The 20936-nt window shown below is 63.2% G+C and carries 19 protein-coding genes; 12 read left to right on the top strand and 7 right to left on the bottom strand.

Features of this window, described 5'->3' with window-relative positions; translation table 11 throughout:
• The first annotated feature begins 44 nt into the window (after positions 1-44).
• From EJ071_RS34875 to EJ071_RS34860, 4 genes are all read left to right on the top strand, one after another.
• Positions 45-902 carry an ABC transporter substrate-binding protein gene (locus EJ071_RS34875; protein WP_126101903.1) on the top strand — a complete coding sequence of 286 codons (858 nt, stop codon included), beginning with the start codon at positions 45-47 and terminating at the stop codon, positions 900-902.
• 151 nt (positions 903-1053) lie between these two features.
• Complete coding sequence (locus EJ071_RS34870; RefSeq protein WP_126101902.1) at positions 1054-1995, top strand: amino acid ABC transporter permease; 942 nt, start codon at positions 1054-1056, stop codon at positions 1993-1995.
• Positions 1992-2798 carry an amino acid ABC transporter ATP-binding protein gene (locus EJ071_RS34865; protein ID WP_126101901.1) on the top strand — a complete coding sequence of 269 codons (807 nt, stop codon included), beginning with the start codon at positions 1992-1994 and terminating at the stop codon, positions 2796-2798. The genes EJ071_RS34870 and EJ071_RS34865 overlap by 4 nt, the downstream gene beginning before the upstream one ends.
• Before the next feature lie 161 nt (positions 2799-2959).
• Positions 2960-4063, top strand: coding sequence for a calcium:proton antiporter (locus EJ071_RS34860; protein WP_126101900.1), 1104 nt, complete (start codon positions 2960-2962; stop codon positions 4061-4063).
• Positions 4064-4146: 83 nt separating this feature from the next.
• Here the strand turns inward: EJ071_RS34860 and EJ071_RS34855 are convergent, their stop codons facing one another.
• The 4 genes from EJ071_RS34855 to EJ071_RS34840 form a co-directional block, all read right to left on the bottom strand.
• Positions 4147-5193, bottom strand: coding sequence for a glutathione synthetase (locus tag EJ071_RS34855; protein ID WP_126101899.1), 1047 nt, complete (start codon positions 5191-5193; stop codon positions 4147-4149).
• Positions 5194-5206: 13 nt separating this feature from the next.
• On the bottom strand, positions 5207-7075 hold the full coding sequence (locus tag EJ071_RS34850; protein ID WP_126101898.1) for a flavohemoglobin expression-modulating QEGLA motif protein: 1869 nt from the start codon (positions 7073-7075) through the stop codon (positions 5207-5209).
• Positions 7072-7896 carry an N-formylglutamate amidohydrolase gene (locus tag EJ071_RS34845; RefSeq protein ID WP_126101897.1) on the bottom strand — a complete coding sequence of 275 codons (825 nt, stop codon included), beginning with the start codon at positions 7894-7896 and terminating at the stop codon, positions 7072-7074. The genes EJ071_RS34850 and EJ071_RS34845 overlap by 4 nt, the downstream gene beginning before the upstream one ends.
• A 102-nt stretch (positions 7897-7998) precedes the next feature.
• Positions 7999-8907, bottom strand: coding sequence for a hydrogen peroxide-inducible genes activator (locus EJ071_RS34840; protein WP_126101896.1), 909 nt, complete (start codon positions 8905-8907; stop codon positions 7999-8001).
• Between the two features lie 140 nt (positions 8908-9047).
• Between EJ071_RS34840 and katG the strand changes: the two genes are divergently transcribed.
• The gene (gene katG, locus EJ071_RS34835) at positions 9048-11261 is read left to right on the top strand and encodes a catalase/peroxidase HPI (protein ID WP_126101895.1); all 2214 of its coding nucleotides are present in this window, start codon (positions 9048-9050) and stop codon (positions 11259-11261) included.
• Between the two features lie 67 nt (positions 11262-11328).
• Here katG and EJ071_RS34830 read toward each other — a convergent pair whose 3' ends face one another.
• Positions 11329-12006: an MIP family channel protein gene (locus EJ071_RS34830; RefSeq protein WP_126101894.1), complete on the bottom strand. Its 678-nt coding sequence runs from the start codon at positions 12004-12006 to the stop codon at positions 11329-11331.
• Positions 12007-12343: 337 nt separating this feature from the next.
• Between EJ071_RS34830 and EJ071_RS34825 the strand changes: the two genes are divergently transcribed.
• From EJ071_RS34825 to EJ071_RS34815, 3 genes are all read left to right on the top strand, one after another.
• Positions 12344-13633: an RsmB/NOP family class I SAM-dependent RNA methyltransferase gene (locus EJ071_RS34825; RefSeq protein WP_126101893.1), complete on the top strand. Its 1290-nt coding sequence runs from the start codon at positions 12344-12346 to the stop codon at positions 13631-13633.
• Between the two features lie 96 nt (positions 13634-13729).
• Positions 13730-14188 (top strand): PaaI family thioesterase, encoded by a 459-nt coding sequence (locus EJ071_RS34820; protein WP_126101892.1) that lies wholly within the window; start codon positions 13730-13732, stop codon positions 14186-14188.
• 3 nt (positions 14189-14191) lie between these two features.
• Positions 14192-14917 carry a 5'-methylthioadenosine/S-adenosylhomocysteine nucleosidase gene (locus tag EJ071_RS34815; RefSeq protein ID WP_126101891.1) on the top strand — a complete coding sequence of 242 codons (726 nt, stop codon included), beginning with the start codon at positions 14192-14194 and terminating at the stop codon, positions 14915-14917.
• Here EJ071_RS34815 and EJ071_RS34810 read toward each other — a convergent pair.
• Positions 14839-15156, bottom strand: a complete 318-nt coding sequence (locus tag EJ071_RS34810) for a hypothetical protein (RefSeq protein ID WP_126101890.1) — start codon at positions 15154-15156, stop codon at positions 14839-14841. The genes EJ071_RS34815 and EJ071_RS34810 overlap by 79 nt on opposite strands.
• 87 nt (positions 15157-15243) lie before the next feature.
• Between EJ071_RS34810 and EJ071_RS34805 the strand changes: the two genes are divergently transcribed.
• The 3 genes from EJ071_RS34805 (at position 15244) to EJ071_RS34795 (ending at position 18915) form a co-directional block, all read left to right on the top strand.
• Positions 15244-15726: a MarR family winged helix-turn-helix transcriptional regulator gene (locus EJ071_RS34805; protein WP_126101889.1), complete on the top strand. Its 483-nt coding sequence runs from the start codon at positions 15244-15246 to the stop codon at positions 15724-15726.
• Between the two features lie 56 nt (positions 15727-15782).
• Positions 15783-17345 (top strand): glutamine-hydrolyzing GMP synthase, encoded by a 1563-nt coding sequence (gene guaA / locus EJ071_RS34800; protein ID WP_126101888.1) that lies wholly within the window; start codon positions 15783-15785, stop codon positions 17343-17345.
• Positions 17346-17661: 316 nt separating this feature from the next.
• Positions 17662-18915 (top strand): site-specific integrase, encoded by a 1254-nt coding sequence (locus EJ071_RS34795; RefSeq protein WP_126101887.1) that lies wholly within the window; start codon positions 17662-17664, stop codon positions 18913-18915.
• Here EJ071_RS34795 and EJ071_RS34790 read toward each other — a convergent pair.
• Complete coding sequence (locus EJ071_RS34790) at positions 18896-19201, bottom strand: AlpA family phage regulatory protein (RefSeq protein ID WP_348628167.1); 306 nt, start codon at positions 19199-19201, stop codon at positions 18896-18898. The genes EJ071_RS34795 and EJ071_RS34790 overlap by 20 nt on opposite strands.
• A gap of 955 nt (positions 19202-20156) precedes the next feature.
• Here EJ071_RS34790 and EJ071_RS34780 point away from each other — a divergent pair.
• The gene (locus EJ071_RS34780; protein WP_126101885.1) at positions 20157-20936 is read left to right on the top strand and encodes a phosphodiesterase; all 780 of its coding nucleotides are present in this window, start codon (positions 20157-20159) and stop codon (positions 20934-20936) included.

Here is a 20936-nt window from a genome sequence, read left to right as displayed (position 1 = left end):
GGTTGAGAAACTGCAATCACCGAACAAGCAAAAGGGGAACGACGATGAGAACAAATCTGCGCATGGCCGGCCTGGCGCTGGCTGCATTTGCCACGGCCTGGAGCAGCCTTTCGAAGGCGGCCGAAATCTCGAAATCGGCGGAGGTCCAGCAGACAGGCATGCTCGACGTCGCCAACACGCTGGACTACGCGCCGTTCGAATATCTCGACGCCGACGGCAAGCAGACCGGCATCATCATCGAGCTTGCCGGCGAGGTGGCCAAGCTGGTCGGCGCCAAGCTCGACATCCAGCGCACGCCGTTCCCGTCGATGATCCCCGGCCTGGCGGCCGGCCGCTTCAAGATCGCCTGGGAGACCTTCTCGGCTACGCCCGAGCGCCTCAAGCAGGTCGACTTCGTCATGTTCCTGAAGGCAGGCCTCGCCGTCTCGACCTCGCCGGACAAGAAGGCTGGCTTCAGCGGCGACACGCCGCTTTGCGGCAAGCGGATCGGCGTCTCGGCCGGCAGCGCGTCCGACTTCCTGGTCGACAAGCTCAGCAAGGAATGTGCCGACAAGGGCCAGGCGGCGATCGAGAAATCGGTGTTCAACTCCTCGACCGACATCGTCCAGGCGGTGCTCTCCGACCGCGTCGACGCCCGCATGGACGATGCGACCGCATCGAGCTACTTCGAGGTGACCAGCAAGGGCCAGCTCGTCGTCCTGCCGACCCTCTATGACGTCGCGCCGCTGGGTCTCGCCATCGCCAAGGACGACAAAGGCACCGCCGACATGATGGTTGCGGCGCTGGCCGAGCTGTTCAAGAACGGCGCCTACAAGGCCGTTCTCGAGAAATACGGCATGGGTGCTTATGCGATCAAGGAACCGTATTTCGTCAACAGCATGGACGCGTTGCGCGCCGACTAAGGCACCGACCCGAAATCGGAATCGATTTTCGGGAAGGATCATGCGCAGAATTAGCAGGCGCGCCTGCATGCCCGTTGGGCTTGCGGCGTGGTGAGCGGAGATCCGGCGCCCGGTCCTGTACCAGGCGCCGGTTGGTATCAGGAGATGAGCGATGGGCACGGCCCACCCGACAGAGATGAGCGTCGAGCCGGGCGCCGCCGCCGCTGTGGCGCGGCTCACCGTCGTGCCGCAGCGCCGCTATGGCATCTGGGTCGGCACGGCATTCGCCCTGCTGCTGGCCTTCCTCGTCGTGCGGGCCTTCGCCAGCAACCCGGCCTTCGCCTGGGGCACGGCTGCTGGTTATCTGTTCCATCCCTCGATCATGCGCGGCCTTTCCAACACCTTGATCCTCACCGTGGTGATCATGGCGCTGGCGATCGTCATCGGCACCGTCATCGCCATCATGCGCGTGTCGCCGAGCCCGGTGCTGCGCGGCTTCGCCGGCGTCTATGTCTGGTTCTTCCGCGGCGTGCCGGCGCTGATCCAGCTCATCTTCTGGTTCAACCTGTCGCTGCTGGTGCGCGAGGTCTCGCTGACTTTGCCGTTCCTGGGCACGATGTTCTCCGCCCGCACCAATGATTTCATGACGCCGTTCTTCTCGGCCGTCGTCGCGCTTTCGCTTTGCGAGGCGGGCTATATGGCCGAGATCATCCGCGCCGGCATCAAATCGGTGCCGCCGGGCCAGGCGGAAGCGGCGAGCGCGCTCGGCATGCCCTACCGCATGATCCTGAAGCGCATCACGCTGCCACAGGCCATGCGTTTCGTGCTGCCGCCGACCGGCAACGAGGCCATCAACCTGCTCAAGATGACGTCGCTGGTGACCTTCATCGCGGTCGACGATCTGTTCTATTCCGCGCAGAGCATCTATGCGCGCACCTTCGAGACAATCCCACTCTTGATCGTGGTGGCGTTCTGGTACCTCGCGGTGGTCTCGATCATGTCGGTCGGGCAGCATTTCCTCGAGCGCCATTTCGGCCGCAGCGACACGCGCCGTGACCCGCTGACGATGCGCGCGCTGCGCAATGCCGTAAGCTTGGCGGGCATCGCCCGATGAGCGACGTGAAGTCCGAAAACCGCGCCCGCTTTGGTGTGCCCGCCGATTCCATGGTGTTCGCGCGCGGCGTGCGCAAATCCTATGGCCAGTTGGAAGTGCTACAGGGCATCGATCTCGATGTGCCGGCAGGATCGGTTGCCTGCATCATCGGCCCGTCGGGCTCCGGCAAGAGCACCTTCCTGCGCTGCATCAACCATCTGGAAAAGATCACCGGCGGGCTTCTGCTCGTCGACAGCCAGTTCGTCGGCTACGACCTCCGGGACGACAAGCTCTACGAGGTGAAGGACGATCTGCTCTGCCAGCGGCGCGCCGAGATCGGCATGCTGTTCCAGTCCTTCAACCTGTTCTCGCACATGACCGTGATGGAGAACCTCATCGAGGCGCCGACGCAGGTGCGGCGCATCGCGCCCGACCAGGCGAAGGCCGCGGCCGAGGTCCTGCTCAAGCGTGTCGGCCTGCTCGACAAGGTCGACCGCTATCCGCGCGAATTGTCGGGCGGCCAGCAGCAGCGCGTGGCGATCGCCCGCGCCATGGCGATGAAGCCTAAGGTGCTGCTCTTCGACGAGCCGACCTCGGCGCTCGACCCCGAGCTCGTCGGCGAGGTGCTGCAGGTCATGCGCGATCTCGCCGAGAGCGGCATGACCATGGTCGTCGTCACCCACGAGATCGGCTTTGCCCGCGAGATCGGCGACCAGCTCGTCTTCATGGATGGCGGCGTGATCGTCGAGCGCGGCGCGCCGCGCGAGATGATCGCCGACCCACAATCGCCGCGCACGCGCGAGTTCCTGTCGCGGGTTCTTTGAGATCGCTCGTGAGCCGGCCAAATCGCCCGCCACAAGTGCGGCGCCGCATCGCTTGAAGAACTCGAGCGCCGGGCGATGGGCTTGCCCGCTTCGCACTGATATCGGCCGAGGTGCTTCCCCTGGGCTTTTCCGCTAAATTCGCGGAAACGCAGGGGGCTTCAATGGCTGGATTCGGACGGTCGGTGATTTCCTACACGATGCCGTTGGCCGCCCTGGTGATGGCTGTCGCGGTCAGGGCCAGCGGCCTTTCGGTGGATGAAGGTTCGCTGAACGTCAGGATTGTTGTTGGAGCACTTTCGAGCGCGATCATGTTCACCACCATTTTCGTGGTGCTCGACCACGCCGAGGCCGTGGCCCGGCGGGTGGGAGAGCCGTACGGAACATTGGTGCTGACCTTCGCCGTGACGGCGATCGAAGTGTCGATCATCGTGTCCATGATGCTGCATGGAACGAACAACCCGACGCTGGCGCGTGAGTCCGTTTTCTCGACGGTGATGATTACCTCCACCGGCGTTGTCGGCATGTGTCTCACGCTTGGCGGCTGGCTTCACCGCAAGCAGGCGATCCTTCGGCAAGGGACCAGCGCGTATCTTGCGGTCCTGATCGCGCTGACCGTCATGACGCTTATTCTGCCGACCTACACTCGAGCCACGGATCCCGGCACGTTTTCGGCAGCTCAGCTTGGGTTTGTCAGCGTCCTTTCCGTGCTGCTCTATGCAAGTTTCGTATTCGCCCAGACGGTCCGCCACCGGGAGGACTTCGTCCAGGGAGAGGTGCACGACGTTTCGATGCGAATCGCTTCCCACGAAAGCATTTCCGTCAGCGTCCTGCTGCTGTTAAGCGGGCTGATTGGAATCGTCATGCTCGCCGAGCAGGTCGCCGCAAGTGTCGAGGATACGCTCGTTGCCTACCAGGTGAGCCAGGCCGACAGCATTGTGGGGGCGTTGATCGCGGGCCTGGTCTTGATGCCGGAGGCCATTTCGGCGGTTCGCGCTTCGCTCAACAATGAGCTGCAGCGCGGCTTGAACGTTGCGATGGGTTCGGCTTGCGCCACGATCGGTTTGACGATACCGGCGGTCGCGGCCGCCAGCCTGCTGACGGGCAGAGGATTAACCTTGGGGCTTCCGGCGGCAGACGCGGTGCTTTTGACTTTGGCGCTTTTCATATGCAGCGTCAGCTTTAGCACCGAAAGAACCACGTTCCTGACGGGCATGGTTCATATCGTGGTGTTTTTTACCTACGTATTTCTGATATTTGTGCCGTGAAAGCCTTGGCGCGAGCTGATTTTGGCAATCGGACGCAGGGACGGCGACCGGCAGGAAGTCGCTATCCGACTTGTCTGCGTTCCTCAAAGCGTCGCCAGCCGCGAATTCGGCATGGTCTTTCCATAGGCTCGGCGCAGCGTCGCCTTCTCCTCCAGCGCGACGATGACACGTGCGGCAAAGTCGGTCTTGTACATCTCCGCGAGCCGCGCCAGTCCGCCTGGCGTGAAGACATTGATCTCCAGAAGTTTGTCGCCGACGATGTCGAGCCCAACCAGAAACATGCCGTCGCTGACCAGTTTGGGGCGTACCATCTCGGCAATGCGCAAAATCGTGTCAGTTACCTTGACCTTGCGGGCGGTTCCGGCGGCGTGGACGTTGGAGCGGACGTCGCCCTTGGCTGGGACGCGGCGAAAGGCGGCGTAGCTGCCGTCGCGCAGCAGCGGCAGGCCGTTCATCAGGAAAAGACGCACGTCACCAGCCTTGGCCTCCGGAATGTAGGCCTGCGCGATGAGATAGCCGTCACCGCTGGCCGCCTCGAAAATCTGGTTGAGGTTGGAATCGGTAGGCGTCGCAATATGAAAGACGTTCTTGCCACCCGACCCTTGCAGTGGTTTGACGATGCAGCCCTTCGAGTGTTTGTCGATGAATGCGCGGATCTCGGCAATGCTGCGCGATATAAGGGTCGCCGGCCGAACCGCTTCGGGAAAAGTCTGCAGGTAGAGCTTGCTCTGTGCCTGTGCCAGCCCATCCGGATCGTTGACGACGATGACGCCCTGTTCCGCTGCGAGCCGCCCGAACATGATGCCTGCGTTGGCGGCCCATGGTCGATCGGTGGCGTCGAGCGACGGGTCGTTGCGCAGAAACAGAATGTCGATATCGCTTATCGCGAAGGTCTTCTTCTGCTTCGCGGCATCCTTCAGGGCAGCATGCAGCTTGTCGGGCGTCTTGTAGGAAGCGTCCGGCAAGACTGCGACGCTGACAGCCAGGCTGTCATCCGGACGCAGTATGAAGTCGCCGGGTTCGACATAGACAACCGAATGTCCGCGCTGGACTGCAGCCAGCGCCAGCGTTGTCGTCGTGTAGCCTGGCGTCTCGCTCTCGATCGAATTGACGAAGAACGCAATGCGCATCGGGGATGCTCCCTCAAGTCTCAACCATATCGATCGGATCGATTCCCGCCATCGCCTTCTTGAGCCGCGGACGCGCCGCGTCGGAAGAAAGGAATGCAGGTTCGAGGCGCGGCGCGCGCAGCAAGCCGCGCGCATTGAGTTCCTGGATTGCGCCGAAATGCGCGGCGGAGATCTTGCCGATCCAAAACGGTGTAAGGCTGCCGCCGCCTCTCAGGTGATCGAGGACCTGCACCACGCCGCGCAGATAGATGGCGTCTTTTGCCAGGCCACCACCGCGAAAGACACGCAGAACGACGTTGAAGGCGCTGCGATCATCAAGACCGAAATCCTTATGGAAAATGCGGAAAGTTTCCTCGAATGTCGCGCCGTCGAGCATCGCCTGACACGCAAGGACCCTGGCCGCGATCAGCCGCAGCCGCGCCGCGGTCATGCCGCCGACCAGATATTCCGCCAGCACGGCCAGTCCCTCCTGCATGCCCTCGTAGCCGGCGAGCCCGTTGCGGAAGATGGCAAGCCCCTGCGCATCGCCGTTGAAATAGGTCACCAGGTGGACACCGATCTCGTGACTGAGCAGCGCGGTCAGACGCTCCGGTGGAAGGTTGGTATCGCGCGAAACCAGCAACTGGTTCCGAGAGACGAGGAGGCCGGCCGGCAGGTCGCCGCGGATCTCCACGGAAGCATCGAAATCGGAATAGGCGGCACGATATCCGGCGATCATGTCTCGCGCGGCTGCGGCGATAGCGTCGGCGCCCAATCCCTTCTGCCTCGCCGCCGACGCAGCGCCAGGCGCCTTTTCGACAATGGCGCGTGCTCGCGTCGCCAGACTCGGCTCGACGCCGCCATAGAGTGCTCGTCCGAGCTCGACGAAGCGGGGCGTCTCGCGTGCCGCGAGCATCGACAGCTGCAGATCGAGTTCCTGCTGTTTTTGCGAGAACAGCGTGGTCAGCAGCGGATCTTCCAGATGATCGAGCGAGACCGAATAGAGCTTCCGCTTCTGCGCGGCGACCTCGAATTCGAGCGGCCTGTAGAGCAGTGCTGGGACATGCTCGAAGCCGCCTGCCTGGAATTCCAGCCAGGCGGGTTCGGCGTTGATCGGTGTAACGGCAAGCAGAAAATCGAATGTCGACGCGACGCTGTCGAGTGCCCGGTCGGCGCGCACGACAGCGTCGATGTAGGCGCGCCGCCCCAGCGAACGATGGGTTGCCGGCGGTTCCAGCTTTGATGCCTTCAGAAAGGCACTGACCGCCTGGAGCGCGGAATCCACCATGTTGGCGACGACAAGATCGCGCAGTTCAGGATAGATGCGCTCGCTGCCAGGCACCCTGTAGATCGGCGCGAAGCGTACCGTCAGGCCCGCTACATCGTCGAGATGATCCGAGAGCCGCGCTTCGGCGCGTGTCGTGGGAACGAATTCGTCCACGCGCGGCGTGCGGTATTTCGCTTCGCGTCCGGACGCCGCAGTGGCAAAGCGCTTGAGCGCCGCCTTCTCCGCCGCGGTATCGCCGCTAGCCAATGCAATCTCGAAAGGCGGCAGGAACGGTATGTCCTCCGTCAGAAACCGGTCTTCGGCCAACTCGCCGATGTCGAGCACGAGGAATGCGCCGCAATGATCGCGCATCCTTCGCGCCACCAGCCGCGCGACCTCGCCGGCGAGGTCGCTATCGGCAGCGATCAGATAGGACGCGTTGGCGGAAACAATCTGGAACGCCGTATCCTGCTGCGATCCGACATGGACGCAGAGAAACGGCAGCGGCCGATCGATGTGCAAGCGGTTGCCGTCGCCGAACTCGCGGCGGATTGGCTTGCCCTCTTGGAAAAGCGCGTCCAGGTCCGCTTCGATCTTGGCCAACGGAGACATAGCCTCAATGAGCTTTGGCTTCATGTCATGCCCCGCAACGCAGCCTCGAGAACTGGCACCGTGGACCCAAGCATGGCACGCAGCCGTTCGATCGCTGCCCAGTCGGGTTCGCCGCTCCATTCGTCCATGAAGATCTTCTTGAACTCGACCGCTATGGCACACCCGGTCTCGGGGAAATTGGCATGGACGAAACGGGTCTGCTCGCCCTTGCCCTGGAATGACACATTCTCGCGCACATCGATCGGCTCGCCGTTGAAATCCTGGCCGCGCAGCGCCTCCGTGAAGGCGTCGACGACCTGAGTCCAGCGCGCGCGGTCCATCGAGAACGTGCCGATATTGATATCAGGCGCGCCACCTTGCGAAGCAGGCGCTGCTTTCGGCCCCGCACGGCGGTGGTTGTAGCTGTGGACGTCGACAAGGACGAACCTGCCGTAACGTCCCTCGACATCGGCAAGGACACGCCTGAGCTCGCCGTAGAACGCGTCGTGAAAGGCGAGAGACTCGTCCACAATGTCCTCGGCCGGTGGCTCTCGCCATACGTGCAGGCCCCAGGACTGGTCCGGCGACCGATAGACCGCAGCCTCGCGCGCGCGGTTCAGATCGACCTGAAAGCGCGATCGATGAACGATGATCTGGGTTGGGAAATCGGCGATGAAGTGCTCGGTGAAGGGATCCTCCTCCCGCAGCCGATCAGGGTCGGGGATGCACATGAGCGATTGGCAAGCGCGCCCAACGTCCGAGCCGCTGTGGATCGCCGTGCCAATGACGGGGGAATCGCCAAGCTTGATCGTCCAGCCTGCCGGTAACCCGCTCGCAGCATTGTTGAAAATAGGCTTGCTCACCATCCATCGAAATGCAGAGAGAGAGCGGACGGTTCCGGGTTCAACCGGTTGAGGCTTGCACCGGGGCCACATCGTCTCGCTGAAGAACCGGCTTCGCCCGGCGCCTCACGCCGCCAGCACTGCCTGATCCAGCCCGCGGATGATCTTCGCCAGTTCCACGCATTCGTCCTGGCGCACCTTGTTCTTCCGCCAGGCGAGACAGATCATGCGCTGCGGCATCGGTTCCTGGAACGGCACGATCCTCAAGTCCGGCATGACGCCGGCAGCACTTGCCGCCATCTCCGGCACCAGCGTGACGCCCAGCCCATGCGCCACCATCTGCAGAAGCGTGGTCAGGCTGGTCGCGCCATAGCTTGCCATGGCCACCGGCCGCACATTGCCGCAGACGGCCAAAGCCTGCTCGCGCAGGCAATGGCCTTCTTCGAGCAGCATCAGCCGCTCCAGCGCCGGACTTTCCGGCGGCACAGGCGGCGAGGCGAAAGCCGGATCGCCGGCGGGCACCGCGAGGAAGAAGCGGTCCGGGAAAAGCTCCTCTGTGACGAGCCCCGGATGGTCGAGCGGCAAGGCGGCGATGAAAGCGTCGAGCTTGCCCGAGACATTGTCCTCGACCAGCGATGCGGTCACCGCCTCGCGCAGCTCGAGCTGCAGGGCCGGGAAGTGCCGCTTCAGTTCCGGCAGGACGCGCGGCAGGAGATAGGGCGCAACCGTCGGGATGATGCCCAGCCGGAAGCGCCCCTCCATCGCTGGACGGCCGCGCCGGGCAGTCGTCTCGACGTCACGTATGTCGGCCAGAATGCGCTCGATGCGCGGCTGGAGCGCCAGCGCCTCGTCGGTCATCCGCACGGTCTTGCCGCCGCGCTCGAACAGAAGGCAGTTCAGCCGCTCTTCCATTTCGGCGATCTGTGCAGAAAGCGCCGGCTGGCTGACGCCGGCGAGCTTCGCGGCGCGGCCGAAATGCAGCGCCTGCGCCAGCGCGTCGAAGTAAAGCATCTGCCTGACGGTGAGACCGATCATAAGGAAATCCTATCGGAAAAAACAGGAAAGGCAATTTGTCTTTATCGGCAAGCCGCCCTAGTCTGGAATCGTTCCAGGTTGGCGCGGCCGCTGGCCGCCCCGGAAACTCAATTCAAAACTCGGCAAAATCGGAGAGTAAGATGGACGTGAAAACCGACGACAACAGCGCTGGCAAATGCCCCGTGGCGCATGGATCCGCCGGCCGGACCAACCGCGACTGGTGGCCGAACCAGCTCGACCTTGGCGTTCTCCACCAGCAGTCGAACCTCTCGGACCCGATGGGCGAGGACTTCGACTACGCCAAGGAATTCCAGTCGCTCGATCTCGACGCGGTGGTCAAGGATCTCACCCATGTGATGACGGATTCGCAGGACTGGTGGCCGGCCGACTTCGGCCATTACGGGCCGCTCTTCATCCGCATGGCCTGGCACAGCGCCGGCACCTACCGCATCGGCGACGGCCGCGGCGGCGCCGGCGCCGGCCAGCAGCGTTTCGCGCCGTTGAACAGCTGGCCGGACAACGCCAATCTCGACAAGGCGCGCCGGCTGCTCTGGCCGGTCAAGCAGAAATACGGCCGCAAGATCTCCTGGGCCGACCTGATGATCCTCGCCGGCAACGTCGCGTTGGAATCGATGGGCTTCAAGACCTTCGGCTTCGCCGGCGGCCGCGCCGACGTTTGGGAGCCGGAGCAGGATGTGGACTGGGGTTCCGAAACCAAGTGGCTGGATGACCAGCGCTATTCCGGCGACCGTGAGCTGCAGGGCCATCTCGGCGCCGTGCAGATGGGCCTGATCTACGTCAACCCGGAAGGGCCGAACGGCAAGCCGGACCCGATCGCCGCGGCGCGCGACATCCGCGAAACCTTCCGCCGCATGGCCATGAACGACGAAGAGACCGTGGCGCTGATTGCCGGCGGCCACACCTTCGGCAAAACCCATGGCGCCGGCGATGCAGCACTTGTGGGCGCGGAGCCGGAAGGTGCCGGCATCGAGGCGCAGGGCCTCGGCTGGTCGAGCAAATATGCCACCGGCATTGCCGGCGACGCCATCACGTCTGGCCTCGAGGTGACCTGGACCACGACGCCGACCAAATGGAGCAACAACTTCTTCGACAACCTCTTCAATTACGAATGGGAGCTGACGAAGAGCCCGGCGGGCGCCAATCAGTGGACGCCGAAGGGCGGCGCCGGCGCGGGCACGGTGCCGGACGCGCACAACGCGTCGAAGCGCCATGCGCCGGCCATGCTCACCACCGACTTGTCGCTGCGTTTCGACCCGGCCTACGAGAAGATCTCGCGGCGCTTCCACCAGCACCCGGACCAGTTCGCCGACGCCTTCGCCCGGGCCTGGTTCAAGCTCACCCATCGCGACATGGGCCCGGTCGTGCGCTATCTCGGCCCGCTCGTGCCGAAAGAAGAGCTGATCTGGCAGGATCCGATCCCGGCGATCGACCATGAGCTGGTGAGCGACCAGGACATCGCCGCGCTGAAGGCGAAGATCCTGGCCTCCGGCCTCGCGGTATCCGAGCTGGTCTCGACCGCCTGGGCGTCGGCCTCGACCTTCCGCGGCTCCGACAAGCGTGGCGGCGCCAATGGCGGCCGCATCCGTCTTGCCCCGCAGAAGGATTGGGACGTCAACCAGCCGGCACAGCTCGCCAAGGTGCTGGCGAAGCTCGAAGCCGTCCAGAAGGAATTCAATGCGGCTGAGGCCGGTGGCAAGAAGGTCTCGCTGGCCGACCTCATCGTGCTCGGCGGCGTCGCCGCGGTCGAGAAGGCCGCGAAGGACGGTGGCCACGAGGTGAAGGTCCCGTTCACGCCCGGCCGCATGGACGCTTCGCAGGAGCAGACCGATGTCGAGTCCTTCGCGGCACTCGAGCCGAGGGCCGACGGCTTCCGCAACTACGTTGGCGGCAAGCTGCCGATGTCGGCCGAGGCGATGCTGGTCGACCGGGCGCAGCTCCTGACGCTGACGGCGCCGGAAATGACGGTGCTGGTCGGCGGCCTGCGCGTGCTCGGCGCCAATGCCGGCGGCTCCAGGCACGGCGTCTTCACCGACAGACCCGGCACGCTGACCAACGACTTCTTCGTCAACCTGCTCTCGATGGCGACGGTCTGGGATCCGGCTGCGGGCTCCGAGCCGGGCTCGCATGAGGTCTATGAGGCGCGCGACCGCAAGACCAAGGCGGTCAAGTGGACCGGCACCCGCGCCGACCTGATCTTCGGCTCGCACGCGCAGCTGCGTGCTTTCTCGGAAGTTTACGGCTCTGCCGACGCCAAGGCGAAGTTCGTCAAGGACTTCGTCAAGGCGTGGACCAAGGTGATGAACCTCGATCGCTTCGAGGTCGCCTCGAAGTAAGGGTCTCATCCTCCCAAGTAAAAGGCGCGGGGCTTTCCCCGCGCCTTTTTACTCAACCGCGCGAGGATCAATCTTTCTCGAAGATGCCCGCCTTGGCGACGACGCCGGCAATCGCCCCGCCGATCAGCGGCGCGACGATGAACAGCCAGAGCTGGCCGAGCGCCGCGCCACCTGAAAACAGCGCCGGGCCGATCGAGCGGGCCGGGTTGACCGAGGTGCCGGTGACCGGGATCATGGCGAAGTGAATTGCCGCCAGCGTCAGGCCGATGACCAGGCCGGCAAAGGCCGTCGTGTGCTTGGCGTTGGTGACGCCGAGGATGACGGTGACGAAGGTGAAGGTGCCGATCAGCTCCCAAAGGAAGGCAGAGCTCATGCCCCATTTCGCCTCGTCCCAGCCATTGGCGCCGAAGCCGCCGGTGTGGCCGCCGGCCTGGCCGGTGACGATAATCCACAGCGCCAGCGAAGCTATGATGGCGCCGATGATCTGCGCGATCCAGTAAGGGACGACATCCTTGGCCGGCATCCGTCCCGCAAGGAACACGCCGAGCGTCACCGCCGGATTGAGATGCGCGCCCGAGATCGGGCCGATCGCATAGGCCGCGGCGATCAGGCCGATGCCGAACGCCAGGCCGATGCCTTCCTGGCCGAGCGGCAGCGCGCCGCCGAAGCCGCCCGTGACCACGGAGGCCGTGCCGATGAACACCAACAAAAACGTGCCCAGAACTTCCGCCAGATAAGTCTTCATTGCCCTCTCCTCATTGGAATCCGCCAAACCGCGTTTCCCGCGCCGCGAATCACAAGCGAGAGAGTATTCCCACCCGGAAAGCTTGGAAAGCAGAGCGGTTAAGCCACGCTGCTTGCTTGTCGCGCCAGTTAATTGCATTAGAGGCCGTTCATGTACTGATGGAATTGTTCCGGGCTTTCTTGTCGATCGGGATTTTTTCATGTCGAAGGCCTGACTTTCCGGCACCGGTGGTCGCTGCCCTCGGCAAGGTTCGGCGCGATGGCTGCAACAGAACTGTTTCATTCCCGGCCGGAAACGCTTTAAGAGCGGGCCGGAAAACAATTTGCAGGTAGACAGGATGCGACTGGGCGGAAGGCTGGCGGCGGCCATCGAAGTTCTGGAAGACATTAGCCGGCGCCACCGGCCGGTGGCCGACGCCTTGCGCGACTGGGGCCTGTCGCACCGCTTTGCCGGCGGCGGCGACCGCGCGGCGATCGGCAACATCGTCTACGACGCGCTGCGCCGCAAGCGCTCGGCCGGTTGGCTTTTCGGCGAAGACACGCCGCGCGCCATCGGCTTCGGCGCGCTGCTGCTCGAATGGGGCCAGACGGCGCAGTCGCTCAACGATGCGCTTGACGGCGACAAGTTCGCGCCGCCGCTGCTCAGCGCCGCCGAATTGAAGGCGGTCGCGGGGCGCCGGCTCGCCGATGCGCCCGATGCCGTGCGCGCGGACGTGCCCGACTGGTGCGCGCCGCTGCTGGCGCAGGCCTATGGCGATGCCTGGGTCAGGGAAGGGGCGGCGCTCGCGATGCGCCCGCCGCTGGATCTCAGGGTCAATGCGCTCCAGGCCGACCGCGGCAAGGTGCTGGCGGAACTGCAGGGCACGGGTGCGGCACCTGCCGCGATCGGGCCGCACGGCATCCGCATCCCGCCGATCGACGGCGACGGCAGGCATCCGAACGTGCAGGCCGAGCCCGCCTTCCAGAAGGGCTGGTTCGAGGTGCAGGACGAGGGCTCGCAGCTTGCCGCGGCACTTGCCGGTGCCGCGCCCGGCATGCAGGTGCTCGATTATTGCGCCGGCGCCGGGGGCAAGACGCTGGCGCTTTCGGCCGAGATGGGCAATACAGGCCAGGTGTTCGCCCATGACGCGGAAAAGGTGCGGCTGGCGCCGATCTTCGAGCGCATCCGCCGCGCGCACAGCCGTAATGTCCAGATCGTCAGCAAGCCTGCGGAACTCGCGCCGCTGTCCAGTCATATGGACATCGTGCTGATCGACGCGCCCTGCACCGGCAGCGGCACCTGGCGGCGGCGGCCCGACGCCAAATGGCGGTTGACCGACAGGCAGCTCGACGCCCGCAAGGGCGAGCAACTGGCGATCCTCGACACGGCGCAGGCCTTCGTGAAACCCGGCGGGCTGCTCGTCTACATCACCTGTTCGGTGTTCGATGCCGAAAACGGCGAGCAGGTCGCGGCCTTCCGCGAGCGCCACGGCGATTTTGCGCCCGTCGACCATCGAGAGCTTTGGGATGTCCATTTCCCCGGCCATGAAGGCGCCGCGCGCATCGCCGGCGCCGGCGGCATCTCGCTGTCGCCGGCGCTCAGCGGCACCGACGGATTTTATTTTCACGCCTTGCGTAGGGTGGCCTGAGGGCAGTCAGTGTTTTGCTGCGCTGCAACATAAGAGATTGCCTGTCCTGCCAGCCTCTGCAATAAGCTTCGCCAGCAAAAGTGAAGGCGAAGGGCCATGGCAGCCAAGATCGTACCCGCCCCCGACTACGAGGATCGTGTCAGGACTTCCTTTGCCCGCCAGAAGGCGATGGCCACCATCGGCGCGGAACTGACGCTGGTCACGCCCGGCATCATCGAGATCGAGATGCCCTATGCGCCTTCGCTCACCCAGCAGCACGGCTTCCTGCATGCCGGCGTCATCTCGACCGCGCTGGACTCGGCCTGCGGTTATGCCGCCTTCTCGCTGATGCCGGAAAATTCCGGCGTGCTGACGATCGAATTTAAGGTCAATCTGCTGGCGCCGGGCAGGGGCGAGCGCTTCCTGTTCCGCGGCTCGGTGACAAAGCCCGGCCGCACCATCATCGTTGCCGACGGCCAGGCCTACGCCTTTGCCGCCGACGGCGAGGCCAAGCTTATCGCCACCATGACCGGCACGATGATGACGGTGGTCGGCCGCGATGGGATAGAAGGGTGACTCATGGCGAGCGCTGCGCGGATAGGGGAAAAATCCGTTCTCTTCGTCATGGCGGCGGAGGCCGAATACGGCCCGCACCTCAAAGAACTGTTCACGCCGCTGATGACTGGGGTCGGTCCGGTCGAGGCCGCCGTGCGGCTTGGTGCCGAGCTTGCGACGCTGAAGGCGGAGGGCGCGCTGCCGGACCTCGTCGTCTCGCTCGGCTCCGCGGGAAGCCGCACGCTTGAGCAGACCGAAATCTACCAGGCTGTGTCGGTGAGCTATCGCGACATGGACGCTTCGCCGCTCGGTTTCGAGAAGGGCGCCACGCCCTTTCTCGACCTGCCGGTGACCGTGCCGCTGCCGTTCGTCATCCCGGGCATCAAGAGCGCCACGCTCTCGACCGGCGGCGCGATCGTCACCGGCATCGCCTATGACGCGATCGACGCCGACATGGTCGACATGGAGACCTTCGCCTGCCTGCGCGCCTGCCAGTTGTTCGGCGTGCCGCTGGTCGGCCTGCGCGGCATTTCCGATGGCGCCGCCGATCTCAGGCACGTCGGCGACTGGACGGAATATCTGCATGTCATCGACGAGAAGCTGGCGGCGGCTGTAGGTCTGCTCGAGCAGGCGATCGGCGGTGGTCTGCTGGACGCTGATTGCTGCCCGGATCAAGCAGCCAGGCGCTGCGGATCGCCGAAATCGATGCGTGAGATGCGTCCACGGACGGCGCCGGTCGCATCGAGATAGTCGATCGCTCCCGGTGTATGGTCCAGTTTCCACGCGCCGGCGGGGCCATCTTTCCATTCGACCTTGTAGCCGTCGTCCAGCAGCGTCCAAAGTCCGTGGAAGCGCGTGCCATCCGGCAGGAGCATGTGCGCTCGATGGTCGGTTTCATAGTGGATGAAGGCGTTCTTGCCGCCCATGTCGATGACATGCGTGGTTCCGACCATGATAATGGCCAGCGTGTCCCTGCTCAGTATCGTCATTGTCCCTGTCCACGGGTTCGCGTTTTCGAAAGAGCCTCGACGGCGTAAGTATCGTCAAGTATCTTGACTATATGGAGCTTGAATCATATGGTCAAGGAGCTTGACGAAAAAATCGGAACGTTGCCCGATCATGTCGGCTGGCGGCTATGGCAGGCGAGCCGTGCATGGCAGACGGAATTCGCTGCGGCCATGCGGGCCGCCGGCCACGCCTGGTTCAGCGAAGCGCGTGCCGGGCTGCTCGGGCACATCCCCCGCAACGGCACGCGCCAGTCGGCATTGATCGAGCGCGCGGCCATCTCCAAACAGGCGGTTCAGCAATTGCTCGACGGGCTGGAGGCGGAAGGCGTACTGGAGCGGTTTCCCGACCCACGGGATGGGCGCGGCAAGCTTGTGCGCTATACGCGCAAGGGTCTGGATGCCTTGCGCGACGGCGACCGCATCAAGCTTGAGATCGAGCGCGGCTACATCGATCGTATCGGCGAGCAGCGGTTCTCGGCGCTGATGGACGCCTTGCGCTCGCTCGACGCCGGACGGGCCGACGCATCGGAAGAAGCATCGGAACCGGAGTGAGCGGTGCGACCCAGCAACCCATTGCGTCGACTCGTTTCTTTCTCTAAAGGCTCGCCATGACGACAGCCAATCATCCCGACACCGTTCTCATCATCGACTTCGGCAGCCAAGTCACGCAGCTGATTGCACGGCGCGTGCGCGAAGCCGGCGTCTACTGTGAAATCGTGCCGTTCCAGTCCGCAGCCGAGGGCTTCCGCCGCATCCGGCCGAAAGCCGTCATCCTGTCGGGCAGCCCGCACTCGACCGTCGACATCGGTTCGCCCCGCGCCCCCGACGAAGTGTTTTCGGCCGGCCTTCCGGTGCTCGGCATCTGCTATGGCGAGCAGACCATGTGCGCCCAGCTCGGCGGCAAGGTCGAGGCCGGCCATCATCGTGAGTTCGGCCGGGCCTTCCTGGAGATCGAGGACGATTGCGCGCTGTTCGACGGCGTCTGGGCCAGGGGAACGCGTCACCAGGTCTGGATGAGCCACGGCGACCGCGTCACCGCCATTCCCGACGGCTTCAAGATCGTCGGCACCTCCACCGGCGCGCCCTTTGCCGCGATTGCCGACGAGGCGCGCAAGTTCTACGCGGTGCAATTCCATCCCGAAGTCGTCCACACCCCGGATGGCGCGAAGCTGCTTAGCAACTTCGTCCACCACATCGCTGGCCTCAGCACGGGCTGGACCATGGCCGCCTATCGCGACCATGCCGTCGAGGCGATCCGCAAGCAGGTCGGCAAGGGCAAGGTGATTTGCGCGCTGTCGGGCGGCGTCGACTCTTCGGTCGCCGCGCTCCTGATCCACGAAGCGGTCGGCGATCAGTTGACCTGCATCCTCGTCGACCACGGCCTGATGCGTAAGGACGAGGCGCAGAGCGTGGTGGAGATGTTCCGCCAGCACTACAACTTGCCCCTGATCCTGGTCGACGCCTCCGAGCGCTTCATCTCGGCTCTCGAAGGCGAGAGCGATCCCGAAAAGAAGCGAAAGACCATCGGCCGGCTGTTCATCGAGGTGTTCGAGGAGGAGGCGAAGAAGCTCGGCGGCGCCGACTTCCTGGCACAGGGCACGCTCTATCCCGACGTGATCGAGAGCGTCTCCTTCTCCGGCGGCCCGTCGGTGACGATCAAGTCGCACCACAATGTCGGCGGCTTGCCCGAGCGCATGAACATGAAGCTGGTCGAGCCGCTGCGCGAGCTGTTCAAGGACGAGGTGAGGGCGCTCGGCAAGGAGCTCGGCCTGCCCGAAAGCTTCATCGGCCGCCATCCGTTCCCAGGCCCCGGCCTTGCCATACGCTGCCCGGGCGGCATCACCCGCGAGAAGCTGGAGATCCTGCGCCAGGCCGACGCCATCTATCTCGACGAGATCCGCAAGGCCGGCCTCTACGACGCCATCTGGCAAGCCTTCGCCGTGCTGCTTCCGGTACAGACCGTGGGCGTCATGGGCGACGGCCGCACCTACGAATTCGTCTGCGCGCTGCGCGCCGTGACCTCCGTCGACGGCATGACGGCCGACTTCTACCACTACGACATGAACTTCCTCGGCGCCGCCGCCACGCGCATCATCAACGAGGTGAAAGGCATCAACCGCGTCGTCTACGACGTAACGTCGAAGCCGCCTGGGACGATCGAGTGGGAATAAAGCTCGGTCGTTCGCCAGCATTTGGTGGCTATCGGCGCCAGCCACTTAACATGTTGAAATGTAATCTTTTTCATCTCTTTTCCTATCGCTGACTATCGCCCGCAAGCGGAATCATTTGGCGGTAGACCTGACGGTATCGCTTTCCTCATCATTCTCGCTCGAGACCGATACCGTCACCGCCTGATTTCCTAGAAGGCTAGCTAAAATTTAGGTAAGCTATTGAACTACAAGAGAAATTTTCAAACCTTGACGGTACAATCGATGACGGTAAAATCGGGCGCTGAATATGCGGCCACGCGCTCGGATTGCCCTCGCCATGCTCACCGACATTGCACTTAAGAAGCTGAAACCTAAAAACAAAATATACAAAGTTGCTGATCGTGACGGTATGTACGCCACCGTGTCCACGGCCGGGCAGATCTCGTTCCGCTACGACTACCGAATGAATGGAAGGCGAGAGACAGTCACGCTGGGCCGCTATGGTGAGGGTGGCATCTCGCTAGCAGAGGCGCGTGACCGCTGCATTGCGGCCCGAAAAATGGTGGCAACCGGACAATCGCCGGCGCATGAAAAGCAGCGTAAAAAGCGGCGCCTATCTGCAATGGCCACCTTCGGCGATGCCGGCCGGGCCTGGTTTAAGGAGGCCAAGATGGCGGATAGCACGCGCTCAATGCGCAAGGCCATCTTCGATCGAGACATCTTGCCAATCTGGGACAAAAGGCTCCTCACAGAAGTAACAGCTGGCGACTTGCGGGCGCTCTGCGCAAAGGTGCGGGACCGTGGCGCGCCGGCAACAGCCATTCACGTCCGGGATATTGTTAAGCAAATCTATGGCCATGCCATTCTGCACGGCGAGAAGATTGCCAATCCAGCGGACGAGGTAGGACCGGCTTCGATCGCCACGTTCGAGGCAAAAGACCGAGCATTGTCCCCAGCAGAAATCCGCATCGTGCTGACTGAGTTGGAACATGTGCCAACATTGCCGACGATACGGCTGGGCCTAAAGCTGATCCTGCTCACGATGGTTCGGAAGGGTGAGCTGCTGGACGCGACTTGGGACGAGGTCGATTTTGAGAACGCTGTGTGGAGCATTCCCAAAGAGCGAATGAAACGGAAAAAGCCGCATAACGTCTACCTGTCCCGCCAATCCCTCGATATCCTGATTGCGCTCAAGACTTGCGCAGCGAACTCCCGATATGTGCTGCCATCTCGCTATGACGCCGACGAACCCATGTCGCGCGCCACCTTCAATCGTGTCACAATGGCCATTGTCGACCGCGCAAAAAGACAAGAAATGCCGCTTGCGCCCTTTACAGTGCACGACCTACGGCGGACTGGCTCGACAATCCTAAACGAGATCGGATTCAATCGCGACTGGATCGAGAAATGCCTTGCTCACGAAGACAGCCGCACTTCGCGCGGTGTCTATAACAAGGCTGAATATGAGCCGCAGCGCCGTCATATGCTCCAGGAATGGGCCGACATGGTTGAGGCCTGGGCAGCGGGCAAGAAGCACACCCCCGTACTCCAGCCGGCTGCCGGGGCGGCAATCATTCTCGATCCGATTTGACAGGCCTCGTCTTGCGCGACCGGACGTCTGGACCTGGGGCGGTTTCGAGAGTCCCGGCAGACGAGGCGTTTCGCCTTGCCTGAACCCAGGCCTCGACCTCTGCTAGATCCCAAACAACACAGCGGGGAGTCAGATTGAAGCGTCGTGGGAACTCGCCGCGTTGCTCCATTTCGTAGATGGTCGTGTCCGATAAAGGGACGATTTCTCGCAATTGTGACCGGCGCACAGTTCGCACAACGTGTCGCGCCTGAATGTGCGGCAAAACCGGAAGAGATTGCTCTTCCATTATGCGTTGGCAGCTTTCAGGTTGAGTAGGGTTGCGCAATTTGACCATGCTTATGACCGGAAAGGCTCCGTGGGAGCGCATGGTCGCGTGTCTGCCCCATTTCCGATATAGCCCCCAATTGCGACCACATCGCCGTCCTTGACCAGCAGGCGGTCCTCGGGAGCAGCACTAGGGCCGTTTAGACATCGAGGCTATGCAATGTTCGAGGCGCTCCAACCGAGCCTTCTGCGAACGAAGCTCATGCCCTGCGTTCAGCAAATTGGATTTGCCTCTGGAGGAGGCAGCAATGATCAGTTCGCATTCTAACAGAGCGATACGATCTCGCATCTGCTGAGCTTCATCCTGCCGTATCCTTCTAATCCAACCCAGGCCGCGCATATTCTACCACCACCGTCCATGCAGCACGGGTAGCATTTGAAAACTAACGCCCGTCAATTCGAAAAACTCGTATTTTAACCGTCGCTAAATTCACCGGCTAATGACAACCTTGCTGGTGAAGTCAGGCCAAACCCGGTGACTTGCTCGCTCGCTTGCACGGACAATTTTAATCGATGCGGTGACGACGCAATTGCCGTAAACGACAGGCCGAAGGTCGCGGACGACTGCAATGATCGTCACGACTAGAGATTTACCCACAAGACGCTTGGAGCGCGGCGTCATGCAGTTTCTTTAGAGACGGGCGCTGAACAGGCCGAGGCAGTGCCTTTCAAGGCCGCGTGAACGCGCCCTATCTTGTCAAGCGCGTTCGGCCCGCGGCAGTGATCGGCGGCCCCTCGAACCGGCGGGAAGGCTCGCGCATGCGTCGGCAGAAAAATAGCGTCGGAGACCAAGGAGGCGAGCATATTGGCTGCGTACGGCTGCTACCATGTCGAGCCGCACGTGGCGCCCAACCTTCATTCTGCTCTCAGCCGAAATCGCTCGAAAGCGACTGTGAGGGGCAATTGGGTAACGCGCCATGCTCTTCGGCTTCGATCCTGCCCAACGGCTTCGCAAGACCATTGAGCGCATCAGCCGCGATCATGCCGACGCCGAGCTTTGCGTCGTGACTGGCGATCTCACCGACGAGGGCGATTTCGCCTCCTACGTCCTGTTGCGCGAGGCGCTGCAGGAACTGCGGGTGCCCGCCCGCCTTCTGCTCGGCAATCACGACAGGCGCGAGAATTTTATTCGCGCATTTCCTGAAGAGCCACGCGATGCGAATGGCTTCATTCAGTCGGTCCAAGACGGGACTGCCGGGCGCCTCATTTTTCTCGATACATTGGTGGAAGGCTTCGGTCATGGTGCTTTGGATCAGGGCCGGCTCGAATGGCTGCTGGCGCGCTTGGCCGAGGAACAGAAAACGCCTGCCTATCTCTTCGCCCATCATCCGCTGCAGCCGATCGGCCTGCCGCATTTCGAGCCTTGGAACATGCAGAACTGGCAAGAGCTCATGCGGGCGATCGCCGCCGCCGGCAATGTCCGGCACATTTTTCACGGCCATGTGCACGTTGATGTTGGCGGCACCTGGAGCGGCATTCCCTTCAGCGCCATCCGCGGCGTTGCGCATCAAATCATTCCGCACTTCGCGCGCAGGGACGCAGACTTTGTCGAGGATGCGCCGGCTTTTGACGTCGCGCTGATCGACGACGATGGCGTGCTCGTGCACCGTTTCGAGGTCAGCGACAGGAATGTGGTTGAAATCTCGCCCGCAGGTCCTTTCCCGGGGGTGACCAATGAAGCAGCAGAAATCTCATGA

It is taken from the genome of Mesorhizobium sp. M1B.F.Ca.ET.045.04.1.1 (assembly GCF_003952465.1).
Classification (GTDB): domain Bacteria; phylum Pseudomonadota; class Alphaproteobacteria; order Rhizobiales; family Rhizobiaceae; genus Mesorhizobium; species Mesorhizobium shonense.
Note: the sequence above shows the minus strand (reverse complement) of the source record. Positions and strands in the feature narration are given on the sequence as shown.